The sequence below is a fragment of the Bernardetia sp. MNP-M8 genome (assembly GCF_037126285.1).
Taxonomy (GTDB): Bacteria; Bacteroidota; Bacteroidia; order Cytophagales; family Bernardetiaceae; genus Bernardetia.
Genome location: NZ_CP147012.1, coordinates 816,665 through 841,732, shown reverse-complemented (window position 1 = coordinate 841,732; position 25,068 = coordinate 816,665). Strand labels below are relative to the sequence as shown.

The 25,068-nt window shown below is 32.0% G+C and carries 18 protein-coding genes and 1 riboswitch; of the genes, 15 read left to right on the top strand and 3 right to left on the bottom strand.

Annotated features, from left to right (window positions below):
* The first annotated feature begins 23 nt into the window (after positions 1 to 23).
* Positions 24 to 1,511 (top strand): phytoene desaturase family protein, encoded by a 1,488-nt coding sequence (gene crtI / locus V9L04_RS03630; RefSeq protein ID WP_338792711.1) that lies wholly within the window; start codon positions 24 to 26, stop codon positions 1,509 to 1,511.
* A gap of 87 nt (positions 1,512 to 1,598) precedes the next feature.
* On the opposite strand, the gene V9L04_RS03625 is transcribed toward crtI, so the two are convergent.
* Positions 1,599 to 1,868: a hypothetical protein gene (locus V9L04_RS03625; RefSeq protein WP_338792710.1), complete on the bottom strand. Its 270-nt coding sequence runs from the start codon at positions 1,866 to 1,868 to the stop codon at positions 1,599 to 1,601.
* 55 nt (positions 1,869 to 1,923) lie between these two features.
* Between V9L04_RS03625 and V9L04_RS03620 the strand changes: the two genes are divergently transcribed.
* The 7 genes from V9L04_RS03620 to V9L04_RS03590 all read left to right on the top strand — a co-directional run bounded on the left by V9L04_RS03620 (position 1,924) and on the right by V9L04_RS03590 (position 10,474).
* Positions 1,924 to 2,448 (top strand): hypothetical protein, encoded by a 525-nt coding sequence (locus V9L04_RS03620; RefSeq protein WP_338792709.1) that lies wholly within the window; start codon positions 1,924 to 1,926, stop codon positions 2,446 to 2,448.
* A gap of 28 nt (positions 2,449 to 2,476) precedes the next feature.
* Positions 2,477 to 3,052: an STM3941 family protein gene (locus V9L04_RS03615; protein ID WP_338792708.1), complete on the top strand. Its 576-nt coding sequence runs from the start codon at positions 2,477 to 2,479 to the stop codon at positions 3,050 to 3,052.
* Positions 3,053 to 3,063: 11 nt separating this feature from the next.
* Entirely contained in the window at positions 3,064 to 4,593 is a 1,530-nt protein-coding gene (locus V9L04_RS03610) for a hypothetical protein (protein ID WP_338792707.1), read from the top strand.
* Positions 4,594 to 4,696: 103 nt separating this feature from the next.
* On the top strand, positions 4,697 to 7,345 hold the full coding sequence (gene alaS, locus V9L04_RS03605) for an alanine--tRNA ligase (RefSeq protein WP_338794182.1): 2,649 nt from the start codon (positions 4,697 to 4,699) through the stop codon (positions 7,343 to 7,345).
* 264 nt (positions 7,346 to 7,609) lie between these two features.
* Positions 7,610 to 8,365 carry a Uma2 family endonuclease gene (locus tag V9L04_RS03600; protein WP_338792706.1) on the top strand — a complete coding sequence of 252 codons (756 nt, stop codon included), beginning with the start codon at positions 7,610 to 7,612 and terminating at the stop codon, positions 8,363 to 8,365.
* Between the two features lie 249 nt (positions 8,366 to 8,614).
* Positions 8,615 to 9,058: an NADAR family protein gene (locus V9L04_RS03595; RefSeq protein WP_338792705.1), complete on the top strand. Its 444-nt coding sequence runs from the start codon at positions 8,615 to 8,617 to the stop codon at positions 9,056 to 9,058.
* Positions 9,059 to 9,412: 354 nt separating this feature from the next.
* Positions 9,413 to 10,474, top strand: coding sequence for a type I restriction endonuclease (locus V9L04_RS03590; RefSeq protein WP_338792704.1), 1,062 nt, complete (start codon positions 9,413 to 9,415; stop codon positions 10,472 to 10,474).
* 56 nt (positions 10,475 to 10,530) lie between these two features.
* On the opposite strand, the gene hutU is transcribed toward V9L04_RS03590, so the two are convergent.
* On the bottom strand, positions 10,531 to 12,201 hold the full coding sequence (gene hutU, locus V9L04_RS03585) for a urocanate hydratase (RefSeq protein WP_338792703.1): 1,671 nt from the start codon (positions 12,199 to 12,201) through the stop codon (positions 10,531 to 10,533).
* A 544-nt stretch (positions 12,202 to 12,745) separates the two neighbouring features.
* On the opposite strand from hutU, the gene V9L04_RS03580 reads away from it, so the two are divergent.
* Positions 12,746 to 16,063, top strand: coding sequence for a leucine-rich repeat domain-containing protein (locus V9L04_RS03580; RefSeq protein ID WP_338792702.1), 3,318 nt, complete (start codon positions 12,746 to 12,748; stop codon positions 16,061 to 16,063).
* Positions 16,064 to 16,293: 230 nt separating this feature from the next.
* Here the strand turns inward: V9L04_RS03580 and V9L04_RS03575 are convergent, their stop codons facing one another.
* Complete coding sequence (locus V9L04_RS03575; protein WP_338792701.1) at positions 16,294 to 17,619, bottom strand: AarF/ABC1/UbiB kinase family protein; 1,326 nt, start codon at positions 17,617 to 17,619, stop codon at positions 16,294 to 16,296.
* Positions 17,620 to 17,886: 267 nt separating this feature from the next.
* On the opposite strand from V9L04_RS03575, the gene V9L04_RS03570 reads away from it, so the two are divergent.
* The 6 genes from V9L04_RS03570 to V9L04_RS03545 all read left to right on the top strand — a co-directional run bounded on the left by V9L04_RS03570 (position 17,887) and on the right by V9L04_RS03545 (position 24,801).
* The gene (locus V9L04_RS03570) at positions 17,887 to 18,480 is read left to right on the top strand and encodes a C40 family peptidase (protein ID WP_338792700.1); all 594 of its coding nucleotides are present in this window, start codon (positions 17,887 to 17,889) and stop codon (positions 18,478 to 18,480) included.
* Between the two features lie 68 nt (positions 18,481 to 18,548).
* A riboswitch (cobalamin riboswitch) is annotated at positions 18,549 to 18,730 on the top strand.
* 202 nt (positions 18,731 to 18,932) lie between these two features.
* The gene (gene metE / locus V9L04_RS03565) at positions 18,933 to 21,260 is read left to right on the top strand and encodes a 5-methyltetrahydropteroyltriglutamate--homocysteine S-methyltransferase (RefSeq protein WP_338792699.1); all 2,328 of its coding nucleotides are present in this window, start codon (positions 18,933 to 18,935) and stop codon (positions 21,258 to 21,260) included.
* 61 nt (positions 21,261 to 21,321) lie between these two features.
* Positions 21,322 to 21,675: a cysteine-rich CWC family protein gene (locus V9L04_RS03560; protein WP_338792698.1), complete on the top strand. Its 354-nt coding sequence runs from the start codon at positions 21,322 to 21,324 to the stop codon at positions 21,673 to 21,675.
* Positions 21,675 to 22,064 (top strand): acyl-CoA thioesterase, encoded by a 390-nt coding sequence (locus tag V9L04_RS03555; RefSeq protein ID WP_338792697.1) that lies wholly within the window; start codon positions 21,675 to 21,677, stop codon positions 22,062 to 22,064. The genes V9L04_RS03560 and V9L04_RS03555 overlap by 1 nt, the downstream gene beginning before the upstream one ends.
* 216 nt (positions 22,065 to 22,280) lie before the next feature.
* Entirely contained in the window at positions 22,281 to 23,237 is a 957-nt protein-coding gene (locus tag V9L04_RS03550; protein WP_338792696.1) for a hypothetical protein, read from the top strand.
* A 187-nt stretch (positions 23,238 to 23,424) separates the two neighbouring features.
* Complete coding sequence (locus tag V9L04_RS03545; RefSeq protein ID WP_338792695.1) at positions 23,425 to 24,801, top strand: cystathionine beta-synthase; 1,377 nt, start codon at positions 23,425 to 23,427, stop codon at positions 24,799 to 24,801.
* Positions 24,802 to 25,068 lie beyond the last annotated feature (267 nt).

Sequence of the window (25,068 nt, the reverse complement as noted above, 5' to 3'; positions counted from 1 at the left end):
CACCAACGACAATTTACAACATTATGAAAAAAGTAATAGTAATTGGTTCTGGTTTCGCTGGTCTTTCGGCTGCTGCTTGTTTGGCACAGAAGGGTTTTGATGTAACTGTGTTGGAAAAAAATGATTCTTTAGGAGGTCGTGCTAGGCAATGGATAACTGAAGGATTTACTTTTGATATGGGACCAAGTTGGTACTGGATGCCTGATGTTTTTGAAGAGTATTTTGCTCTTTTTGGAAAAAAAGTAAGTGATTATTACGACCTTCATCGCCTTGACCCTGGATATAGAGTTTGTTTTGGCAAAGATGATTTTGTCGATATTCCTGCTTCTATGGAAGAATTGGAAAACCTTTTTGAGAGTTATGAAGAAGGAAGTAGCTTGAAATTACGTGAATTTTTGGCTCAAGCAAAATATAAATATGAAGTTGGAATGAGCGAATATGTTTTTCGTCCTTCGCATTCGATTACTGAATTTATAGATTATCGCTTGATGAAAGAAAGTTTGCGTATTCAGATGCTAACTTCGATGAGCAAACACGTCAGAAAATTCTTTACCCATGAAAAACTGATAAAATTATTAGAATTCCCTGTGCTTTTTCTCGGTGCAACTCCACAAAATACGCCTGCATTGTACAGCATGATGAATTATGCAGATTTATCACTCGGAACTTGGTATCCAATGGGAGGAATGAATAAAATCATTGAAGCGATGGTAAAAGTAGCAGAAGAACAAGGTGTAAAATTCGAAACTGAAACCGAAGTTCATAAAATTGTTACTAAAAATGGAAAAGCTGGGTCAGTCTTAACTTCAAAAGGAGAATTTCATGCTGATTGGATTGTGGCAGGAAATGATTATCACAATACCGACCAAAAATTACTAGACAAAGCAGATCAAAATTATACAGAAAAATATTGGGATGACAGAACTATGTCGCCCTCAAGTTTATTATTTTATTTAGGAATAGATAAGAAACTTAATAACTTAGAACATCACAATTTATTTTTTGATGAAGATTTTAATAAACATGCAGAGGAAATTTATACTAATCCTCGTTGGCCTTCAAAGCCTCTTTTTTATGCGTGTTGTCCTTCTCAAACTGATGATGAAGTTGCGCCAGAAGGTAAAGAAAATCTATTTTTGTTAGTTCCTATTGCCCCTGGTTTGCCAGATGGTGAAACGATTAGAGAAAAATATTACAATCTTGTAATGGATAGATTGGAAAATCTGACGGAACAAAAAATTAGAGAACATGTCATTTTGAAGCGTAGTTATGCCTTAGATGATTTTAAAGCAGATTACAATTCTTTCAAAGGCAATGCTTATGGATTAGCAAATACACTTGCACAAACAGCATTTTTCAAACCTAAAATGAAATCTAAAAAGGTAAGTAATTTGTTCTTTACAGGACAACTGACCGTTCCAGGTCCTGGTGTTCCTCCTTCTATTATTTCGGGTCGTGTGGTGGCTGATGAAGTGGCGAAGGAAGCGAAGAAGATTTTTGAAAAGGTTTAGATAAAGATTGAAAAATATCCTCTTTTCGAAACCCTAAGTTTCTTTAAGACCCTTAGGGTTTAAATTATGTTGTATTTTGAGCAAAAATTAGATTTTTGCAGCTAAAGCTAATCCCAAGAAAAACAACCAAACCAAACCCAAAATATTTATCATATAAATTCTATAATCTGCTTTCTTTATCAAAAAAAGCACAAATCCGATAATTCCATTCAAGGCTATCAAAATAGGAAAAGGAATAATTATAAGAATTACAGATTTACAATTGTTTGACTCAAAAGTAACAAAGAGTAATCTTGCAACAACAAGTAGATTTATAAAGGAAACAATTAGAAAGTGGATTTTAGTAGATTTTTTCATATTTTTAATACGCAATCTTGATTCTAATTGTTTTTACTCAAAACTAATTCGCACTATGAACGGAATTACGTGGAAAACTGATTTTTGGCAACAAAAAACTTCTATTTTATACAATGAAAGGGAAATCGGTTTTTTCAAAATGAACTTTTGGAAACACAAAAGAGCTAAAGGAATGCTTTTGGATAGAGAATTTGAAATAAAACCAATTAATTTTTGGGGAACAAAAATAGTTATTGTCGATAAAATTGATGAGCAAATAATTGCAACTCTTACTACAAATATGTGGACTAACAAAACAGAACTCTATGTAGAAAAAGACCATGAAACCTTCATTTTTAAGCAAAATATGTGGAGTGTAGGAAGTTGGTGGTGGGAGAGAAAATACACACAATCACAACTAGAGAACCATCAAATTGATACTTCACTACCTAGCGAAAAACTTATTAATAGCTCTATTTCCAATTTTTTGACTGGTAAAGGAGAATTTAATTTTGGAAATACAGGAGAAAGTAATCTCAATGCACTTATTTTGGGTGGTATTTTTATTATGAAAATTCGACAACAGGCAGCAGCAGGGTAATTTTTAAATATATCAAATCCGTTTAGTTATGAAGGAAATTAAATTATACAAATCGCCTCTATCTGCCTTTTATCTATTTTTAGGTGGTTTTATTTTTGTATTAGGTGGAATTTTTATGGTTATGAAAGAAGGTTCTTTTATGGCTTGGTTTGCCCTTATTTTTTGTGGTTTGTGGGCTTTAGTTAGTTTGATTATGCTTTTTGACAAAACACCTCAAATTATTATCAATCAGAAAGGAATTTGGTATAAGAAAGCAATTTGGAAAAAACGTAATTATGAGGATATTATAGAATGGGAAATTATAAAAAACATTCATAGGTCTTCTGTAAATAATCAAAAATTTATCTGTCTGAATACTGCTTCTTCAAAATCTAAAAAGCAAAGTTCTATTCAGAAAAACTTAGGTAAATTAAATAGAGCAATGGGTTTTGAAGAAACAAATATTCCTTTGTCAATGATAAAAATAGATGCCAACAAACTCGTGGATTTTTTGGGTTCAATGGTAGTTTCTAATGATTCACAAAGAGAATATCTTATCCAAAATTTCATCATTCCTCTGCCTTCCTCTTTTTTCTCTAAACTAAAATCTAAGTTTAAACTTTAAAAATTACACTTATGAATTTTACTCAAAAACCTTTTGAAAATTTACCTCAACAAGCACAAAGTTTACTTTCTGTTTTGTCAGTCTTGCCGAGTAAAGAAATTGCTAGTTCTTTTTTAGAATTACATTTTTCTTTTGATGAAGGTGAACAAAATATAGACTTACTTAGTCCGATTTTAGGAGAAAATAGTGGAGAAGATTATATAAAATCAATGTTGATGTCTATCGGCAATCCAAGTGAAGAGTATGTAGATAGTCATATTGAAAAAGTGAGATTAGAAAAAGGCAGAAAGTATATTGAAGAATCTATACAAGAATTTATTAATCAAAATTGGATTGAGAAAATAGCCAAGAACGAAACAGATGAAATAGTCTATTATTTCCTATCACAAACAAACCGAACACAACTTTTAGAAACTCAAAAAGAACAAATTTGGAAACTAACTCATCCATTTTTGCAAAGTTGGGAATACAAAATGCAATCAGATACATTGCTAAACAAAAATTATGAAGAGTACACAAATTACACAAAGCATTTTTTAGAGCTTAATGAAAAACAATTTCCTTTTTGGGATGTAGAAGAGGGGATTATTCAAGATTCTATTGCCAAGATTTGTAAAGAAATTGCTTTATATGCTTTTGATAATGATAAACAAAAAGATTCATTTTTCTTTATCGAAAAATCAGCTTTCCTTCAAAAGAAACTTACAGAAAAATTTCCTAATAATATAGAATATGAAGAAGAGTTAGGAACTATTTATGAAAAGTGGGGTGATATTCTTTATAAATCAGGACATATCAAAACAGCTTTTACTTTTTATAATCTAAAGATTGGAATAGCAGAAAAGTTGGCTTCTCTTTTTCCTGATAATGATGATTTTATTTTTGATTTGGCTTCTTTATATGGAGGTTTGGGAAAACTAGACTTTGAGCGAGAAGAATATAAAAAATCAATGGAATGGTATGAACAACAAGCCAAATATATAAAAAATACAGAAGGTTTGATACAAGATGTTGATTATCTAAATCTGTTGAGTGAAGCTACAAATCAATTAGCTGAAATAAATAATCTAATGGGTTATCCTCTAATAGCAATAGAAAAGTATAGAGAGAATATAGAATATTTGGGAGAATTATATACTAATTTTTCAGATGTGCTTACAGTACAACAAGAATTAGAATATGGAGATTCATTAGGCAAGACAAATCAAAAAGTAGGAGATTCTTTTTATAAAAAAAAGCAACCAAAAGTAGCACTAGATTATTATCAAGAGCAAATAGAAACCTATCAATTCCTTATTGATGAAGCAGAAGAAATTGAAGATGAACAAATAGACTATTTCCAAAATCTTTTAGCTATCGGAATTGTAAAGCTAGGAAAGTGTCGTAAGGCAATGGAAGAAAATGAAATCGCCTTAAATTTATTTGAAAAAGCTGAGAATATGTTTCTTGAAATGATAGCAAAAACTTCCGATCAAGAAGACAAAGAAACCTTTACAAATAGCCTAAAAGTAGTTCAGAAACTAAAAAATCAAATTGAATAGATTTTTATTCTAATTCTTTTTATCTTTTCTTATCTTTGCGTCTTAAAGAAAAATCAAATCTACCGTGGCTTGTATCCCTACGAGCGACCTCAAAAATATAAACATGACAGCTAAAGAAGTACGCCAAACCTTTCTCAATTTTTTTCAAGAAAAACAGCATTTAATTGTTGATTCTGCGCCACTTATTCCAAAAGGCGATACTACGCTGATGTTTATCAATTCTGGAATGGCACAGTTTAAAGATTATTTTTTAGGAAATGGAAATCCTCCTTCCAAACGAATTACAGACACCCAAAAATGTCTTCGTGTTTCTGGTAAGCACAACGATTTGGACGATGTAGGAATTGATACCTACCATCATACATTTTTCGAAATGCTAGGAAACTGGTCGTTTGGCGATTATTTCAAAAAAGAAGCCTTGCCTTGGGCGTGGGAACTCTTGACAGAAGTCTATAAATTACCAAAAGAACGTTTGTATGTAACTGTTTTTGAAGGTGATAAAGACGATAAACTAGCTTTAGATACAGAGTCTTTCGAAATTTGGAAACAGATTTTAGGAGGAGAAGACCGTATTTTGTACGGAAATAAAAAAGATAATTTTTGGGAAATGGGCGATGTAGGTCCTTGTGGTCCTTGTTCAGAAATTCATATTGATTTGCGTACTGATGCAGAACGTTTTGATGTAGATGGAAAAACGCTAGTAAATGCAGACCACCCACAAGTTATCGAAATTTGGAATAACGTTTTTATGGAATTTGAGCGCAAGGCTGACAAATCTCTTGTAAAACTTCCTTCGCAACACGTAGATACAGGAATGGGGTTTGAGCGTTTGGTGCGTGCCATCGAAGGCAAACAATCCAATTATGATACTGATGTTTTTACTCCTCTTATCAAAACGGTTGAGGCGATTAGTGGCATTTCGTATGGTGTAGATGAAAAAACAGATATTGCCATTCGTGTTATTTCTGACCATATTCGTGCTATTTCATTTGTGATTGCAGACGGACAACTTCCATCCAACAACAAACAAGGTTATGTCGTTCGTCGTATTTTGCGTCGTGCTGTTCGTTATGGCTATACTTATTTGGATTTGAAAGAGCCATTTTTGTTTGAGTTAGTGCATATTTTGGCAGAACAGTTTGACGATACATTCCCAGAATTAGACGCTCAAAAAGATTTTGTTGCAAGAGTTGTAAAAGAAGAAGAAAATTCGTTTTTACGTACTTTAGAAAATGGAATTAAGCGTTTTGAAGAGGTGAAAAATCGTACAAAGGGAAATGTAATTGATGGAAAAGAAGTATTTGAATTATATGATACATTCGGTTTTCCTGATGATTTAACAGATTTGATGGCAAGAGAAGCAGGAATGAAAATCGACACAGTTGGTTTTGAAAAGGCTTTAAATGAACAAAGAAAACGTTCTCAAAAAGATGCTTCTTCTGAAAAATCGGATTGGCACGAAATCCAAGAAGACAAAAGTGTAAATGTTGATTTCTTGGGTTACGATACACTTCAAGCAAAGGCAAAGATTGTAAAATGGAGAGAAATTACTCAAAAAGGCAAAACACTCTATCAAATTGTGCTTGACCAAACTCCTTTTTATGCAGAAAGTGGTGGACAGGTTGGAGATAGAGGTTATATTCAAGCCATTGATTCAGATAATGAAAATAATGGAGAAAAAATTAGCATCATTGATACACAGAAAGAAAATGATATGATTGTTCATATCACAAAAAAAATACCTTCTAATTTTACAGCAAATTATAAAGCGATTGTAAGTGAAACACTAAGACGTTCGACTGAAAATAACCACTCTGCAACACACCTTTTACATGCAGCTTTGCGCTCTGTTTTGGGAACTCATGTTCAGCAGCGAGGTTCATTAGTTTCTGAAGATATTTTGCGTTTTGATTTTTCTCATTTTTCTAAAATGACTGACGAAGAAATTGAAAAAGTAGAAACTATTGTCAATCAAAAAATTAGAGAAAATATTGAGCTTCAAGAAATGAGAAACACGCCAATAGACGAAGCCAAAGAAATGGGTGCAATGGCTCTTTTTGGTGAAAAGTATGGTAATTCGGTTCGTGTAGTTATGTTTGATAAAAAATATTCAGTTGAGCTTTGTGGAGGAACGCACGTTTCGGCAACTGGAAAAATTGGTTTCTTCAAGATTATTTCTGAAAGTTCGGTAGCTTCTGGTGTTCGTCGTTTGGAAGCTCTGACAGGAGAAAAAGCCTATAATTGGATTCAAGAACAAAACAAACTTGTCAAAGAAATTCGTTCGATAGTAAAAGGAAACAAAAACCTAAAAGAGGATGTAAATTCTTTAGTAGAACAAAATGCAATCCTTCAAAAACAGATTCAAGAATTTCAAGAGAAAGAAGCTAAAAATATCAAGAAAAATCTTTTGAATGAAATAAAGAATGAAAATGGAATAAATATTTTGATTCAAAAAATTTCTATTCCGTCTGCTGATGCGCTCAAAAATCTTAGTTTCGAACTCAAAAACGAAGTAGAAAATCTCTTTGCTGTTTTGGCTGCTGATATTGAAGGCAAACCACAAATCGCTGTTACTATTTCTCAAGAATTAGTAGATGAAAAAGGCTTGAATGCTGGAAAAATTGTGAAAGATTTAGCTAAAAATATCAAAGGTGGAGGAGGTGGACAGCCTTTCTTTGCTACAGCAGGAGGAAAAGATTTATCTGGACTGGATAAAGTAGTAGAACAAGGTTTTGAGATTTTGTATAAGTAATTAAAACCTCGTTGACGGCAACGCCTCAACGACGGTTACATGTAGGAAGCAACATTTTTAGTCTAACTAGAAATGTTGCTTTTTTTTTGAATCAAACTTTGTAAACTTTGACAGTCATTTCAGAAGGCTGTCAATAGTTTAATTTTCAACTATTGTCAGAGTTGCTTCGGATTACCGAAAAACTACTGACAAAGTTTTATATTTTCCTTATCTTTATTAAAAGAAAATATAGAAATTAATCAGCCTGATTAAAAATAGAGAAAAATGAATAATTACCAACTTGAGCTTACCGAAGAACAGGAAAAACTATTAATTCCTCTTTTAGAAGCATTAAAAATAGATTTTAGAAAAGAAGAAGTAAATAATAAAAACGGAAGTACACAACCTTTACCTTCTCCACTTACTCAAAAATCGGATTATACAGTTGAGGAGATTGAAGAATATGCAGCTTTATTTCCAAAAAAACACATTTGGAAAAGTTCTGATATTGAAACCTATTTTCCTCAAGATTTAAAAGTAAGCGTACAAATTATTCAAAATCAACTTTTTATTATGCCTTCTCCAAATTTCAACCATCAAGCTATTTCTGAAGAATTAGGTTTTCAAATGGGTACTTTTGTGCGCCAACATAAAGCAGGAAAAATTATTTATGCGCCTATTGATGTTCAATTTGATGAAGATAATTTGTTTCAACCTGATATTATTTTTATTGCTGTCAGTCGTTATCATATCATAGAAAATAAAAAAGTACAAGAAGCTCCTAATTTGGTAGTAGAAATTTGGTCGCCTTCTAATGCAAAAAAGGAAAGAGAAATGAAACACAAAATCTATGAAACACAAGGAGTAACAGAATACTGGCAGATTTTCCCTAAGAAACGTGAAGTAAAAGTAGAAGTTTTGAATGAAGAAGGAAAGTACAAACTTTTTTCAGAAGCTAAGAAAGTTGGAAAAGTACAATCTAAAGTTTTGAATGGTTTTGAGATAGAGATTGAAACGCTTTTTGAGGAAGTAGACAAGTAATCTATTTCTAAAGAGAATTTAAAAATTAACCTATAAAATCCTTTGAAGTAGAAAATTTAGAACAGAACTTTAATAGAAATCAAGAAGAGTAGGCAAAAGAATATCTCAAACATTTTATTACAAAAGCCAAAAGAAGGATAATTCATGGGTTGTGCTTATGAATTCTATTGCGCTTGTTATTATATATATGTGATATGTTTTCTCTTGTTATTTTCATAAATATCTTCTTCTCTCCTAACTTATCGAAAAATGGAAAACGATAGTATATTTTTTTATAGTGTAAGCAATGCCTACGGACAGTTTTCTAATTTTGCTTTATACCCCATCAAGATAAAAGGCAAAATTTGGCAAACTTCTGAACACTATTTTCACGCTCAAAAATTTTCTGGAACAGAATATGAAAACAACATTAGAAAGGCATCAAGTCCCATGAAAGCAGCAGAAATGGGAAGAACTAGAAAGGTGAAAATGCGTAAAAATTGGGATAATATGAAAGATAATATTATGTACGAAGCTGTTAAGGCAAAGTTTACTCAGCATGAAGACTTGAAAGAATTATTACTATCTACACAAGATGCTATCCTTGTCGAACATACCGAAAATGATGATTATTGGGGAGATGGATTAGATGGAAAAGGAAAAAATAAACTTGGAAAAATATTGATGAAAATTAGAGAAGAGTTTCAAGAATAAATATACACTAGATAGAGTTTGATGGAACATTTGTAGATCGTCTATCTTTATTTAATATAGGGTTGATAATTTTATTACATTTAGTCTTACTAAAAAAAAGTCATTTGTATTGAAACAACACTTTTTTGATAAAAAGAAGTTTTAGAGTATATTTTTGTATAACAGTCTTCCAGACTGTTGAATAGGATAAAATAGTGTTTTTTGTGTTCAGACAAGATGTCTGAACTACCTTAATACAAACTGTGATAAGGTTTACTTTATAGTGAAAAAAAAAAATTTGTGTTGAAAAGTCTAATAAAAAATGTATAATTGTAAAAAAAGACCTGACTTCCAACTAACTACAATTATTATATTATGGAAATAGCAAATAAACTCAAAGCTCTTGCTGATAAAATTGAACAATTAAAAGATAGAATAGAAACAGAAGAATCGACAAAACATGCTTTTGTACTTCCATTCATCAATCTTTTAGGTTATGATACCTTTGATCCAACTGAAGTTGTTCCTGAGTTTACAGCCGACTTAGGGCTAAAAAAAGGCGAAAAAGTAGATTATGCAATTTTTCAAAATGATGTTCCTATTTTGATAATAGAATGCAAAAATTGGAAGCAAAAGTTAGATATACATGGTTCTCAACTATTTCGTTACTTTCATGTAACTAAAACAAAGTTTTCATTACTTACAAATGGTATTGAGTATAGGTTTTATACAGATTTAGAAGAATCTAATAAAATGGATGAAAAACCATTTTTAGAATTTAATCTTACAGATTTGAAAGAGAGTGTAATAAAGGAAATAGAAAAATTTCACAAATCTAACTTTGATGTAGATAAGATATTTAATAATGCAAGTTCATTAAAATATTCAAGAGAAATAAGAAATGCTATAAGCAAAGAAATTCAATCTCCTTCTCCAGAGTTTGTGAAACTATTTGCAAATAAAGTTTATTCAGGAAGATTGACAGCTTCTGTTATGGAAGAGTTTACAGAGTTAGTTCAAAAAGCATTTAGTCAGATGCTTAGTGAAAGAGTTAATAGTAGATTGAACGCAGCTTTAAATAAAGAAGCTGAATCAGAAAAAGAACAAGAGGCAGAAGAAGTAATTGAAGAAGAAGTTAGTAAAATAGATACCACAGAAGAAGAGTTAGATGCTTATAGAGTAATTGTCGCTATTCTTAGAAGAAAATTACCTATTGAACGTATTGCACATAGAGATACACAATCTTATTTTGGTGTTTTATTAGATGATAATAATAGAAAACCTATTTGTAGATTATATCTGAATTCAGCAACTAAAAAGTATTTAAGTGTATTTGATGAAAATAAAAATGAAACAAAACATTCTATTGTATCAATAGATGAAATTTATAATTATGAGAAAGAAATATTAGATGTTGTAGAGTATTATGAAGCATAAAACAAAAAAGCAGTTACCCAAAAAGTAACTGCTTTTTCACTAAAAAAGAAAAGAATCTACCCCAAATTCTTCTTCAAATTCAGATTAAATTCTTCTGCCCATTCTAAGGCTTTTTGATAACCTGCATCAGCATGACGAAGCACACCCATAGCAGGGTCGTTATGTAAAACTCGTTTGAGTCTTTCGTGAGCTTCTTTTGTTCCGTCTGCCAAAATAACCATTCCTGCGTGGATAGAATATCCCATTCCTACGCCTCCTCCGTGATGTATCGAAACCCACGTCGCACCACCAGCCGTATTGATAAGGGCGTTCAAGATAGGCCAATCTGCCACAGCATCCGAACCGTCTAGCATCGCTTCGGTTTCTCGGTTTGGAGAAGCCACCGAACCACTATCCAAATGGTCTCTTCCAATTACGATAGGAGCTTTTAGCGTTCCATTTTTGACAAGCTCATTAAATGCTAAAGCTGCCTTTTGTCGTTCTCCCAAACTCAACCAACAAATACGAGCTGGCAAACCTTGAAAAGCAATGCGTTCTTGTGCCATTTTTATCCAACGGTGCAACGATTCATTTTCAGGGAATAATTCTAACAAAACCTTATCACACTCAAAAATATCTTGTTCATCGCCCGAAAGAGCCACAAAACGAAAAGGGCCTTTTCCCTCACAAAACAAAGGACGAATATAAGCAGGAACAAATCCGGGGAAATCAAAGGCATTTTTTACATTGCGTTGGTCTAATGCTTGTCCTCTTAGGTTATTTCCATAATCAAATGTAATTGCACCTCGCTTTTGAAGCTCTAACATTTGTTTTACGTGGTGCGCCATTGTATCTAGTGAGCGTTCGGTATAATCTTTTGGGTTTGCATCTCTTAATGTATTGGCTTCTTCAACACTCATATTTTCTGGAAAATAGCCGTTTAAAGCATCGTGAGCAGATGTTTGGTCGGTAAGCGTGTCAGGAGTAATATTTCTATCAATCAATCTTTGAAGTAAATCAATGATATTACAAACGACACCGATAGATTTGTTTTTGCCTTCTTTTTTATATTCTAATGCTGCATCAATGGCTTTATCAATATCAAAATACTTTTCATCTAAATAACGAGTTTCTAAGCGTTTGTCTATTCTCCATTCTTCCATTTCAGCAGCCAAACAAACTCCTTCGTTCATTGTGATTGCAAGTGGTTGCGCTCCACCCATTCCACCAAGTCCTGCCGTAACATTAAGCGTATTTTTGAGTGTTCCGTTGTAATGTTGTCTTGCTAATTCGGCGTAGGTTTCATACGTTCCCTGTACAATTCCTTGTGTTCCAATATAAATCCACGAACCTGCTGTCATTTGTCCGTACATCATCAAACCTTTTTTGTCTAATTCGTTGAAGTGATCCCAAGTTGCCCAACGAGGAACAAGCATAGAATTCGAAATCAAGACACGAGGAGCATCTTTGTGAGTGGGTAAAATGGCAATCGGCTTTCCCGACTGAATCAAAAGTGTTTGCTCATCAGACATATTTTTTAGAGCCTTTACAATCAAATCAAAAGATTCCCAGTTTCTAGCAGCTTTTCCAATTCCACCATAAACCACTAAGTCTTCTGGTCTTTCGGCTACATCTGGGTCAAGATTATTGTAGAGCATTCTCAAAACGGCTTCTTGTTGCCAGCCTTTTGTATTTAATTTTATTCCTGTGGGTGTTGCACCTTTTTCGGTTGCGTTGTGTATGGTCATATCAATTAAAAATTACGATTTACAAAATCAGTATAGCTTATTATTCAATAAAGCTAAATTACTTGTTTTACTGATAAATTACAATATTTCAAGTTGTAGAGAAAACTTTTGATACTAATCGCTTTTCAATCTTTCTAATAAATCTTCTTTGCGACAATGACAATGGTTTCGTTATAAAATAATTCTTTTTGCTGTTTGCGATGTCTCAATGGTGACATATAGTATTTCTAATCCCAAATTCATTTAAATAATAAATGAGCATTTTAACAAAAAAAGAAATTTTTAGTTTTAAACTCTAAAAAAACGCAACAGACATAAAGTCTTTACTATTTTTTAGAAAGAATTTTGTCTTTATAAAAAAACATAAATATTGGTGGGAATTTTGTAATATACACTTAAAAGTTACAGCCGTGCTAGTAGCATTGATTTTAAGTTTATTTTATTTGAAATTATCATATTGTTTCAAAATATATCAAAATATATTTTCCTCTATTTAAATTCTATCAACTAATTATTTTTTTTCCCCTTTTCTACAAAATGTAAAATGAAAAAATATTTATTTACTCTTTTATTTGTTCTATTTTTTTATCTCTCTTTTTCTATATATGGTTTTGCACAAATGACTGTTATAGAAAGCGATTCTTTAGTTTTGGTAGATATTTATCAATCTACTAATGGTTCTGGTTGGATTAATACTTGGAAGTTAGATCAAAAAATCACGACTTGGAATGGTGTAACAGTACAGAATCAGCGTGTGGTTGGTCTTAATTTTAGTAGACGTAATCTTACTGACAGTCTTCCAAGTTCATTAGGCAATCTTTCTGAATTAAGAAGTTTGAATATTTCTTTTAATAATCTGACAGGTTCTTTGGAAATGCTTACTATGCTTTATAAGTTAAAAGTCTTTAGTATGGCAGGAACTAAATACAAAGAAAGCTATGGAAATGTACCTTCTATATTTGGACAAATGCGCCAACTTACCTATCTTGATATGTCTCAAAATGGATTTACTGCGCCTATTTCAGATACAACAGGTTTCTTCTTATTGACTAATTTGCAAGAGTTATATATAAACTCCAATAGTTTTAATGGAAGAATGCAAAACGAATTTGGAGAATTCAAAAAACTTAAAACGTTTAATATTTCAAGTTGTCGTTTTTCGGGTGCTTTACCAGCTTCATTGACAAACTTAACGCTCTTAGAAGAATTTTATTTAGCTTCTAATGCGTTTGATTCCGATTTGGGGCTTATTGTTTCAGCTATGCCAAATTTAAGAGTTTTGTCAGCTGCTTCAAATAGACTAGGAAGAAATAGAGTATTACCACGTTTGTTGTATGAGTTGAGCAAACTGACTTATTTAGATTTATCAAACAATGAATACAAACTCTATATTAGTGCGCTGATTTCAAACTTAAAAAACCTACAAACACTTTTACTACAAAATAATAAACTTTCAGGAGAACTTCCTCTGCCTATCACTAATTTACCTAAATTAGTAACTTGCAACTTATCAAATAATTCATTCTCAGGCACAATACCTATACGATTTTATTATTCTCCTTCTTTAAAAACATTAATTCTTTCTCGTAATAAATTTAAAGATGTTTTGCCTGTTGGCTTAAATTTACCTAGCAAACTTAGCTATTTGGATTTGTCGTACAATCTTTTTCAAACCAAGCTTCTCAATAGTGCAGAAACCTCTGTAGGTTCTTTCGATTATTTTCCTAATCTAACTTATTTAGATGTATCATATAATAATTTAGAAGATTTTGATAAAATAGAATTTTATACATTGAAAAATTTAGCTACAATAAAATTAAATAATAATAAACTCAAAGGACAAATTCCCATAAAGGTAGCTTCTATTGTTTCTCTTACTTCTTTTGATATTTCTGCCAATAAATTTGAAGGAACTCTGCCTGCTCAAATAGGAAATATGAGCAAAATTCAAACTTTTAGAGCTTCTACAAATAGTTTGGAAGGAGAAATACCACGTTCTTTCTTTACTCCTTCTTCTACTCTCAGAACATTAGATTTGAGTAGAAATAAGTTCTCATCAATAGAAAATATAGATTCTTTGACACGCTTACAAGTCATCAATGTTAGTAATAATAACCTGACTTTTGGAGATTTGGAAGGTCATATAAAGAAAATTCCTAATTTTACTTACTCTCCTCAACAAAATATTCCAATTATTCAACCTTGTTATTTGCAAGTGCAAACAAGAGGAGAATTTAATCAATATCAATGGTTTTTTAATGGAGACTCTATCAAAAATGCAACAGATTCTGTTTTTGCTGCCAAACGAATAGGTACATATTATGTAAAAGTAAAAAATGATAGTGTTCCTAGATTAATTCTAACTTCTGAAAAAGCAATTGTTACAGAATTTACTGTTCCTGATAATAATTTTCCAAATGAGAATTTTAAAGATACTACTTTTTGTGAACCATTTGAATATCAACTTATTGCTACCGAAACAGGAATTGACTACCTATGGAGTACAGGGGATTCGACTCCAAGCATAACCATTTCAGAAGAAGGTATTTATACTGTTTGGGTAGATAATGGATTTTGTACAGTGGTGGATACTGTCAGAATAAATTTTGCAGGAGTAAAAAACAATATTATTTCTTCTTCTCAACGAGTTTGTAGAGAGGAAAATCCTAGCCTCTTGACAGGGGATTCTTCTTTGGTTGGACACACGTATTTGTGGCAATCTTCTATAGATAGTTTGAATTGGACAGATTTAGACACCACACTCAATTATCAACCTCAAGAGTTATTTACTTCTACTTACTTTAGAAGAAAAGTAACTCCTAATTCATTCTACAACTGTGATGCAAAGTATAGCAATGTAGTTTTAATTGAAGTTTCAAATCTAAAAGTGGAAGCCAAAACTACCAATGTATCTTGTTTTGGTGGAAATGATGGTAAAATTGAACTAGAAATCACAGGAGCTTTTGATGATTATCAAATTCTGTGGGAAAATGGAAGTACAAATAGTTCTTTAGAAAATCTCAAGAAGGGAAATTATAAAGTAAAAGTAATTGATGATTTGGGCTGTCAGGATTCATTACTTATTGAAGTTGCAGAACCTCAAAAATTAGAAGGTAATTTTATTATTAAAGAACCAACCTGTAATTCAGAGTTGAATAATGGAGCAATTTCTTTACTAATTACAGGAGGAACAGAACCTTATCAAACTGTTTGGACATATCAAAGAGATACTCTTGCCATCAATACAAATGAAATTTCGGCTTTAGAACCAAATGAAAACGAAAAATATGAGGTCAGAATCACAGATGCAAATGGTTGTGAGTTTACTGTATCAAACTTTTTAACTCGCCAACAACCTGTTGATTCCCGTTTTAGTTACGATTATGATAGTTATTGTAAGCTAGAAATTAATCCAAAACCTACAATTTCAGGAGTAAAAAATGGCTTTTTCTTTACAAATGATACAGGAATTGAATTAGACTCTTTGAGTGGAGAAATTTATCTGAATACATCTGCACAAGGAATGTATAAAATAATCTACCAAGCTGATGAATGTTCGGCTGACACCGTTTTTGTAGAAATAAATGGAGATTGTTTTGCAGGAATTCCTAATACATTTACTCCTAACAACGATGGTACAAATGATACTTGGCAAGTTCCGTTTTTAGAGCGTTATCCAAATGCTGATATAGAAATTTTTGATAGAACAGGTAAGATACTTTTCACTCAAAAAAATGGCTATAAAACAGAATGGAATGGACTTCTCAATGGAATGAAACTCGCTGAAGGAACATATTATTATAGAATCAGAATTAGTGATTCTTTAAAACCAATTACAGGATATATATCTATTGTGCGCTAGAATATTTTTTATTGTTTAAATTCTATTCAGTTTTGAAGAGCTGAATTCGCCAACTACACAAAAAAAGCCTATCAAACTCAAAAGAATTTGATAGGCTTAAATATGTCCTGCTATTTCAAAATAAAATTATTCCAAAGCCTTTGTTGGTGTTTTAGCTTAGCGACACCAACAAATATATCCACAAATCCCATTCTTAAACAACTTCTATGTTCTGTTATTTCAAAATAAAATTATGCTTCTTTATTTTTATACCAATATGAATCTGTATTTACGGTAGCATTAAGTTCGTGCAATAAGAAATATAGACCAAAATAAGTTCTATTTAAATAAAGTGAGTGTTGTGAACCTCTTGCTTGTTTTGAGTTACGAAGCTCAGGCATTTTAGAAAGACGCTCTCCAAACTCATTCAAATCATTGAAGTATTTTTTATCTCCAAAATAAAATGTATCACTATGAAAAGGTCTCATAGAAAGTGACAATAATTCCTTGAAAACACCTTTAAAAAATTCTCGCTGTTGTGGTGTATCGTCTTCCATCAAAAATCCTAATCCTTCAAAAGCCGTTTCTAATTGAGCATCATCTTCCAATATATTTTTTTCCATAATACTAAAATGCTGCAAATAATATTCTTCTGGAATAACTTTTACTGCTCCAAAATCAATAAAACCAACTCTGCCATCTTCTTTCATCAAGAAGTTACCTGGATGTGGATCTGCATGAACTTCTTTCAAGACATGCATTTGATAATCATAAAAATCCCAAAGCGTTTGAGCAGCTTTATTTTTTACTTCTTGTGTCGGATTGGTAGCCAAAAACTCTTTTAGGTGCATTCCTTCCAAAAAATCCATTGTCAGAATTCTTTCTGATGAATATTCAGGATAGTATTCAGGAAAAATAGCATTTGGAACAGCTTCTTTTGTCAGTTTAGCTAATTTCTGTGAGCGTGCTAATTCTAAATTGTAATCGGTTTCAGACTTTAGCATGTCGCCTACTTCTTTCATGTAAATTTCCAAATCACGCTCGCTAAGTCCTAAAATCTGCATGGCAAATGGTTTTACCATCCTCAAATCAGAATCTATACTTTCAGCTACTCCTGGATATTGAATTTTGACAGCAAAAGTTTTGTCTCCAATTTTTGCTTTATGAACCTGTCCAATAGAGGCTGCATTCATTGCCTCTTTGTCAAACTGCTCAAAAATATCATTCGGACTTTTCCCCAAATACTGCTTAAATGTCTTGACAACCAATGGAAAGGATAAAGGGGGCGCAGTATATTGAGCCATTTTAAATTTTTCACTGTATGCGCTTGGAAGCATTCCTTCACTCATCGACATCATTTGTGCTACCTTCAAAGCACTTCCTTTTAATTCACTCAATGTATCATATACATCACTAGCATTAGCATCATCTAATTCTTGACGACTAAGATTTGGGTTTATTGTTTTCTTAGCATAGTGTTTTACGTAATTTGCACCTAATTTTACTCCTGTTTTAGCAAACTTGGCAGCTCTTTGTACTTTGCTAGTGGGTATGTTGTCTTGTGATTTGCGTTCCATAAAATTTTATATATAGCTATCGTTTTTTATAATTTAGTTTTGATAATATCTTTACTATCAATTCACTAACGGTTGATTAAAAGCAATAGTTTTGAAATTTGTATACAATTATCTTTTTTCTTTATTATAGCTTCTTATTTCTATTTCTACCATATCAGGACTACCTTTTTAAAAGTTTGATTTATATCAATTCAATTTGTAAATTAGTATCTTTCAAAATTAAATAAACTATACATTCGTAGGCTAAAATCTTAGAGAATCTCAATTATGAAAGGAATCGAATTTATTCAAGAAAATGGAAAGACAGTAAAAGCAGTCATTGATTTGCGAGTTCATAAAGAACTTTTTGATGAAATTTTTACTCGTTATCAAGCTGAAACTTTAGCGAATCCAAACTCTACTGTTCATACACATTCAGAGGGACATATTTCAGATAATGTTTCTGGAAATCATGATGCTATCGCACAAAAAGCAATTGAAGCAGCTCGTACTTATTTAGGAACACAGCATGTGATGGGAGGAGTTTCTAGCAATGGTTTGGATTGTTCTGGACTTACTCATTTGGCTTTCAAAGAAGCAGGTATAGAGCTTTCAAGAGATTCACGTTCGCAGGCTGTAAGTGGAGTAGACGTTTCTATAGATAATGTAGAAACTGGGGATTTGGTTTTTTTTGCCACAGGAAGCGACCCAAATCGTATTAGCCATGTCGGAATTATTACCAAAACAGGTGATAGTAGAGATGATTTGGAATTTATTCATACTTCTACATCAAGAGGAGTTGTCGAAGAGCCTTTGTTTAGATACGAATATTGGCAAAAAGCGTATCGACATGCTAGACGAGTGATTAGTCCATTGGCTTAAATAAAATAGATGTAGAATTAAATTTTATTACTACCTTTGATACTGAATTATAGTTCTTTGTTATAATTTCTTTATCAAGCGAAAAAGGTTTTACGTTACGTAAATTAATAGGGAATTGTGTGCAAATCACAAGCTGTCCCGCAACTGTAAGTATCTCAATAGTTTTTATCCTTGTTGTCCACTGTCAAAAACGGGAAGGACGGTAAAAATGATACAAGTCAGGAGACCTGCCTTCTTCGTATTTGACAATGCTTTCGTGGAATGAAGCAGTTTGTTGAGTTGGTATATTTTATCTCAAAATAGTGTGATAAATAGTTTTACCTATTTATTTCTATTTAATGGGATAAGTGTGCCTTTTTACTATCTACATTTGTCTTTTCTATCTGCCAAAACATTGTGAATTTGTAAGCAATAAGAACTTTTAAATTATTCATTTATTTAAAAGTAATACCATGCGTACACAAAATTTAGGCTATCCGAGGATAGGTAGTCAGCGTGAACTCAAAAAAGCGACTGAGCAGTATTGGTCAGCTAAAATCAACCAAGAGCAACTCTTGGAAGCAGGCACAACCATTCGCAAACACAATTGGCAAATTCAACTTGATGCCAAAATTGATTTAATTCCTTGTAACGATTTTTCTTTTTATGACCAAGTACTTGATACTACTTTAATGGTCGGAGCAATTCCTCCAAGGTATCAAGAATTAGCACAAGACAATCAAGTTGCTGAAATAGATTTGCTTTTTGCTATGGCAAGAGGACATCAAAAAAATGGGTTTGATGTAACAGCAATGGAAATGACAAAATGGTTTGATACCAACTACCATTATATTGTACCCGAATTTGTAGCGAATCAAAAATTTTCTTGGTTTAGCAAAAAAGTAGTTAATGAGTTTTTAGAAGCAAAAAAAATGAGTTTTACTCCTAAACCTGTTTTGATTGGCTGTGTTTCTTATTTGCTATTGGGAAAAGAAAAAGAAACTGGATTTGATAAAATAGATTTATTACCTAATTTATTGGCTGTTTATATAGAGGTAATAGAAGAATTAATAGCTAATGGAGCAACACATATTCAATTTGATGAACCTTATCTTTCCTTAGATTTAACATCAAAAGAACAGGCTGCCATAACAACAACCTATAATTTAATTGCAAAAAAGTTTCCTCAATTGCACATTATCTTAGCTAATTATTTTGATTGCTATGGTGACAATTTGGGTACTGTATTAGATTTGCCTATTCAGACTTTGCATTTAGATTTGGTGCGTTGTCCTTCTCAACTAGAAGATATTCTGACTACCAATTTTATAAAAACTGAAACCAATCTTTCCTTAGGTATTGTTGATGGCAGAAATATTTGGAAAAATGATTTTCAAAATTCACTGTCTATTATCCAAAAGACTATTGATAAAATTGGTAAAGAAAGAGTTTGGATTGCTCCTTCTTGTTCTTTGATACATTGTCCTTGTGATTTGAGCTTCGAAAACAATGAAAAATCACTAAAACCAGAAGTGAAAAATTGGCTTGCATTTGCCAAACAGAAAATCGAAGAAGTAGTTACACTCAAAGAATTAGCCAATGGCGACAATTTGGAAGTAACCCAAAACAAACTTCAAGAAAATAAAGAGACTAATCAAAAACGTAAAACCTCTACACTAATTCATAATAAAGCTGTAAAAGAGCGTGTAGCTACTATTAAACAAAAAGATACACAGCGAAAATCTGATTTTCAAGTACGAAAGTTAGTCCAAAGAGAATCATTGAAATTACCATTATTTCCTACCACAACTATTGGCTCATTTCCTCAAACGAGTGAAGTAAGAAGTTGGAGAGCAAAATTTAAAAAGGGCGAACTCACTCAACAACAATATGACGATTTGATAGCCAAAGAAACTGAACAAACTATTCGTTGGCAAGAAGAAACCGAAATTGATGTATTAGTTCATGGAGAATTTGAACGCAATGATATGGTAGAGTATTTTGGTGAACAATTAGAAGGATTTGAGTTTTCACAAAATGGCTGGGTACAGAGTTATGGTTCTCGCTGTGTCAAACCTCCTATTATTTATGGAGATGTATTCCGACCAAATCCCATGACATTGCGTTGGACGGCTTATGCACAATCTTTAACTAAAAAATGGGTTAAGGGAATGCTAACAGGTCCTGTTACAATTTTGCAATGGAGTTTTGTAAGAAATGACCAACCTAGAAGCCAAACATGTAATCAAATTGCTTTAGCTATCCGAGATGAAGTTGCAGATTTGGAAAAAGCGAATATCAAAATTATTCAGATTGATGAACCTGCTATTCGTGAAGGATTGCCTTTGCGTAAAAAAGATTGGACAGCCTATTTAGAATGGGCAGTTGGTGCTTTCCGAATTGCATCAAGTGGTGTAGAAAATGATACACAAATTCATACTCACATGTGTTATTCTGAATTTAATGACATCATCCAAAATATTGCTTCTATGGATGCTGATGTAATTACGATAGAATGTAGCCGTTCACAAATGGAATTATTAGATGCTTTTTCAGAGTTTAAGTATCCAAATGAAATTGGACCTGGTGTATATGATATTCACTCGCCTAGAGTTCCTTCCAAAACCGAGATGGTCGCTTTAATGGAAAAAGCAAAAGTATATATTCCAATAGACCAGCTTTGGATAAATCCAGATTGTGGACTCAAAACTCGCCATTGGGAAGAAACCAAAAAAGCCATGACCGAAATGGTAAGTGCTGCTAAAGAATTGCGTACAGCAGTTGAAACAGAAATTTTATAACCCTAAAATTATACAGACAGAAAAGTAATATATTTTTTCTGTCTGTATTTCTTTCAAAAAAATGACACAATACTCACCTAAAACTTGTCCTAGATGCAATATAGAATTTATTTGTAAAATAGATGATATTAGTAATTGTCAATGTAATCAAGTAACTATTAGCAAAAAAACTACAGATTTTTTGAGTAAAACTCAATTTGATTGCCTTTGTAAAGATTGTTTAATTTACTTAAACACACTTGTAAATAACTCTCAAAATTATTCTTTTCCTGCTAGAGAATCGTTGATAGAAAATGTACATTATTACAAAGAAAATGGCTATTGGGTATTTACTGAACTCTACCATTTATTAAGAAATTCTTGTTGCAAAAGTGGTTGTAGGCATTGTGTTTATGGATTTAAAAAAATAAAATAATGACACAAGAAATAGAAGAAAAAATAAAAGCTGCTCAAACACATATTTTTAAAGCTGTCTTTCCTAATACTACAAATCATTACGATACTTTATTTGGAGGAACAGCCATGTACTTGATGGATGAGGTTGCTTTTATTACAGCTACTCGTTTTACTAGACAAAAAATGGTAACTGTAAGTAGTGATAGAATTGATTTTACACATCCTATTCCTGCAGGTACAATTATAGAACTGATTGGCAAAATCAGTAAAATTGGTAACACCAGTTTGAAAATAAGTGTAGAGATTTATATTGAACAAATGTATTCAGAGACTAGAGAAAAGGCAATAACAGGTGAGTTTACGTTGGTAGCAATAGATGAAAACAAAAAACCAACTCCTATAAACTAAATACACTGTGTTTGCTCTATCTTAAAATTATTTTCATTTCAGAATAGCTTTAGAATTACAAAAAAAATCTAGAGCTATTTTTTTGTGGTACGAAAAACAGTTTCCGAATTCCTATTTACTGTTTTTTTCCTACCTTTGTAACATTTCAATTTCTGTATAAATAGCACAGTAAAAGAAAGAATACTCAGCACTTTCAAACTTATAAATAAATAGCTTATGCAAAAATACAACTATCTAAATTCTTTGATTTTTACATTGTTTTTGTCTCTAGTCATCTCATCTTGTCAAAAAGAAGAGATTGAAGAGGGCAAGTTTTCTTGTATTCCTGAGCGTATAAATTATTATAATGAAGAGGGTGAGCTTATTAAATATACAGATATAATGTATAAAGGAAAACGAAAGATTCAGGAATCTACTACGAGTGCTTGGAGAGAAGTACCACATGAGATAAAATATTATAAGTATGATAACCAAAACAGACTCATATCATATGAGATCAAAAGACCACGACTTTTTATTAATGATGTTCCTGAGCTAGAAGAAAGACGAGAAATTAGTTACGATGGAAATTCTCGTATAGAAAAATTAACATACTATAGAGATAATTCTATGTTATCAGAAAGAGTGTATACATATCTTGATGATTTGCTTATGCAAGAAGATTATTATCGTGACAATCTTTTGATAAATAAATGGCTTTATACATATGAAAATGGGTTAATAAAAACTTCTCAAAGAATCCAAACCAGTGGAGATGTTATTTCACCTAGATTTATTTTATATGAATATGAAAATGGTCTTTTAGTAAAAATAAAACATTATTGGAGTGTAGCAATGTCTTACTATGATTTCGTTAAATCCTATACTGTTACTACTGAAGGTAATACTACTTTGTATCAAGGGTATGACAAAGCTGGAAATATAATAGAAGATAAGATAATAGAAGAGACTGACGAATATGGAAATATCATCTACTCCTTTACTATTCGTGAAAATAGCTATAATGAAATTTTTTCGGAAGAAATAAATTATGAGTATACGTATAATCAACATCGTTTTATTACTTCTACAATAAGAAAAACTATTTTACATAAAAATTATGGTGGTGGGAGACCATCAACTACAGGTAATATTTATTTTCATGAAGAATATGCAAATGTTAAGTGCTATTAGTTTTTCTATTTTGGATACATTTTAAACGAAATATAAAGGCAACTCTCTTCTTTGTTGACGTTCTCATTTTATATCACTAGTAATTAGTTTCCGAATTCCTATTTACTGTTTTTTTTCTACCTTTGTAACATTTAAATCTCTGTATAAACAACACAGCAAAAATACTCAAAAAACACAAAAAATAACTATGCGTTATTACAATCACATCATCGACACAGTAGGCAATACGCCACTTGTAAAGCTCAACAGCGTAAACAAAGGAATCAAAGGAACAATCTTGGTAAAAGTAGAATACCTTAATCCAGGTAATTCTATGAAAGACCGTATTGGACTAAAAATGATTGAAGATGCTGAAAAAGCAGGACTTCTTAAACCAGGTGGAACTGTCATTGAAGGAACATCTGGAAATACAGGAATGGGACTTGCACTTACAGCCATTGCAAAAGGATATAAGTGTATTTTTACGGTTTCAGATAAGCAATCACAAGAGAAAATTGATATCCTACGTGCTTTGGGTGCAGAAGTTATTGTTTGTCCTACTAATGTTTCTCCTGAAGATCCTCGTTCGTATTATTCGATTGCAAAACGCAAAAATCAAGAAATAGAAAATTCATTTTATCCAAATCAGTACGATAACAAATCAAATCAGCAAGCGCATTATGAAAGCACTGCACCTGAAATTTGGAATGATACAGATGGAAAAATTACGCATTATGTAGCAGGCGTAGGAACAGGTGGTTCTATGTGTGGAACATCAAGATATTTGAAAGAACAAAATCCAAATATTGTTACAGTTGGAGTAGATTCGTATGGTTCTATCTTCAAAAAACTAAAAGAAACTGGTATTTTTGATGAGAAAGAAGTATATCCTTATCTTACAGAAGGAATTGGAGAAGACATTTTGCCAGAAAATGTAAATATGGATTTGATAGACCATTTTGTGAAAGTAACTGATAAAGATAGTGCTATCATGACAAGAAGATTGGCTCGTGAAGAAGGTCTTTTTGTAGGCTGGTCGTGTGGTTCTGCTGTTTTTGGAGCTTTAGAATATGCTAGAGAAAACCTAAAAGAAAAAGATGTAATGGTAATTATTTTGCCTGACCACGGAACTCGTTATTTGGGTAAAATCTACAATGATAATTGGATGAAAGACCACGGATTCTTGGAAAGAGAATTTGCAACAGCTGCCGATATTATTCAAAGCAAAAATGGTCATTCAGAGCTTTTCGTTATCGATGAAGATATGAAAGTAGGAGATGCTGTTAAGATGATGAACAAAGAGGGAATTTCTCAACTTCCTGTAAGTGATGCAACTAAAGAAAATATTGTTGGAAGTCTGGTAGATTCAAAAACACTTGCCAAACTTATTGATAATCCTGCTTTGAAAGACATGCCTGTCAAAGAAATTATGGATAGTCCATTTACTTTTGTCTCCATGAACAATACTGTGGATGTACTTTCTTCACTTATCAATAAAGACAATCCTGCACTTTTGGTTCGTGATGCAAACCAAAATGTACATATCATAACACAACAAGATTTATTAATGGCTTTAGCTAAATAAGAAAGACTTTTTATAAAAAACTAAACCGTAATTCTATTTTTATCAGTAGAATTACGGTTTTTTGTTTAAAAATAAACCTCTCAAAATCAACTAGGTATCAAAATAATTAAACAAAATACTCTGCATGCAAAACAATTTTAGCCAAAAATGCGTATTATAAATTAGCTATGACAAATTAACAATAGAATATTGAATTTGATGACAATCAATTTTTTAAAATTCAAGCTCATTCTATCTCTTCTACATCTAACACACAGTAGAACATTT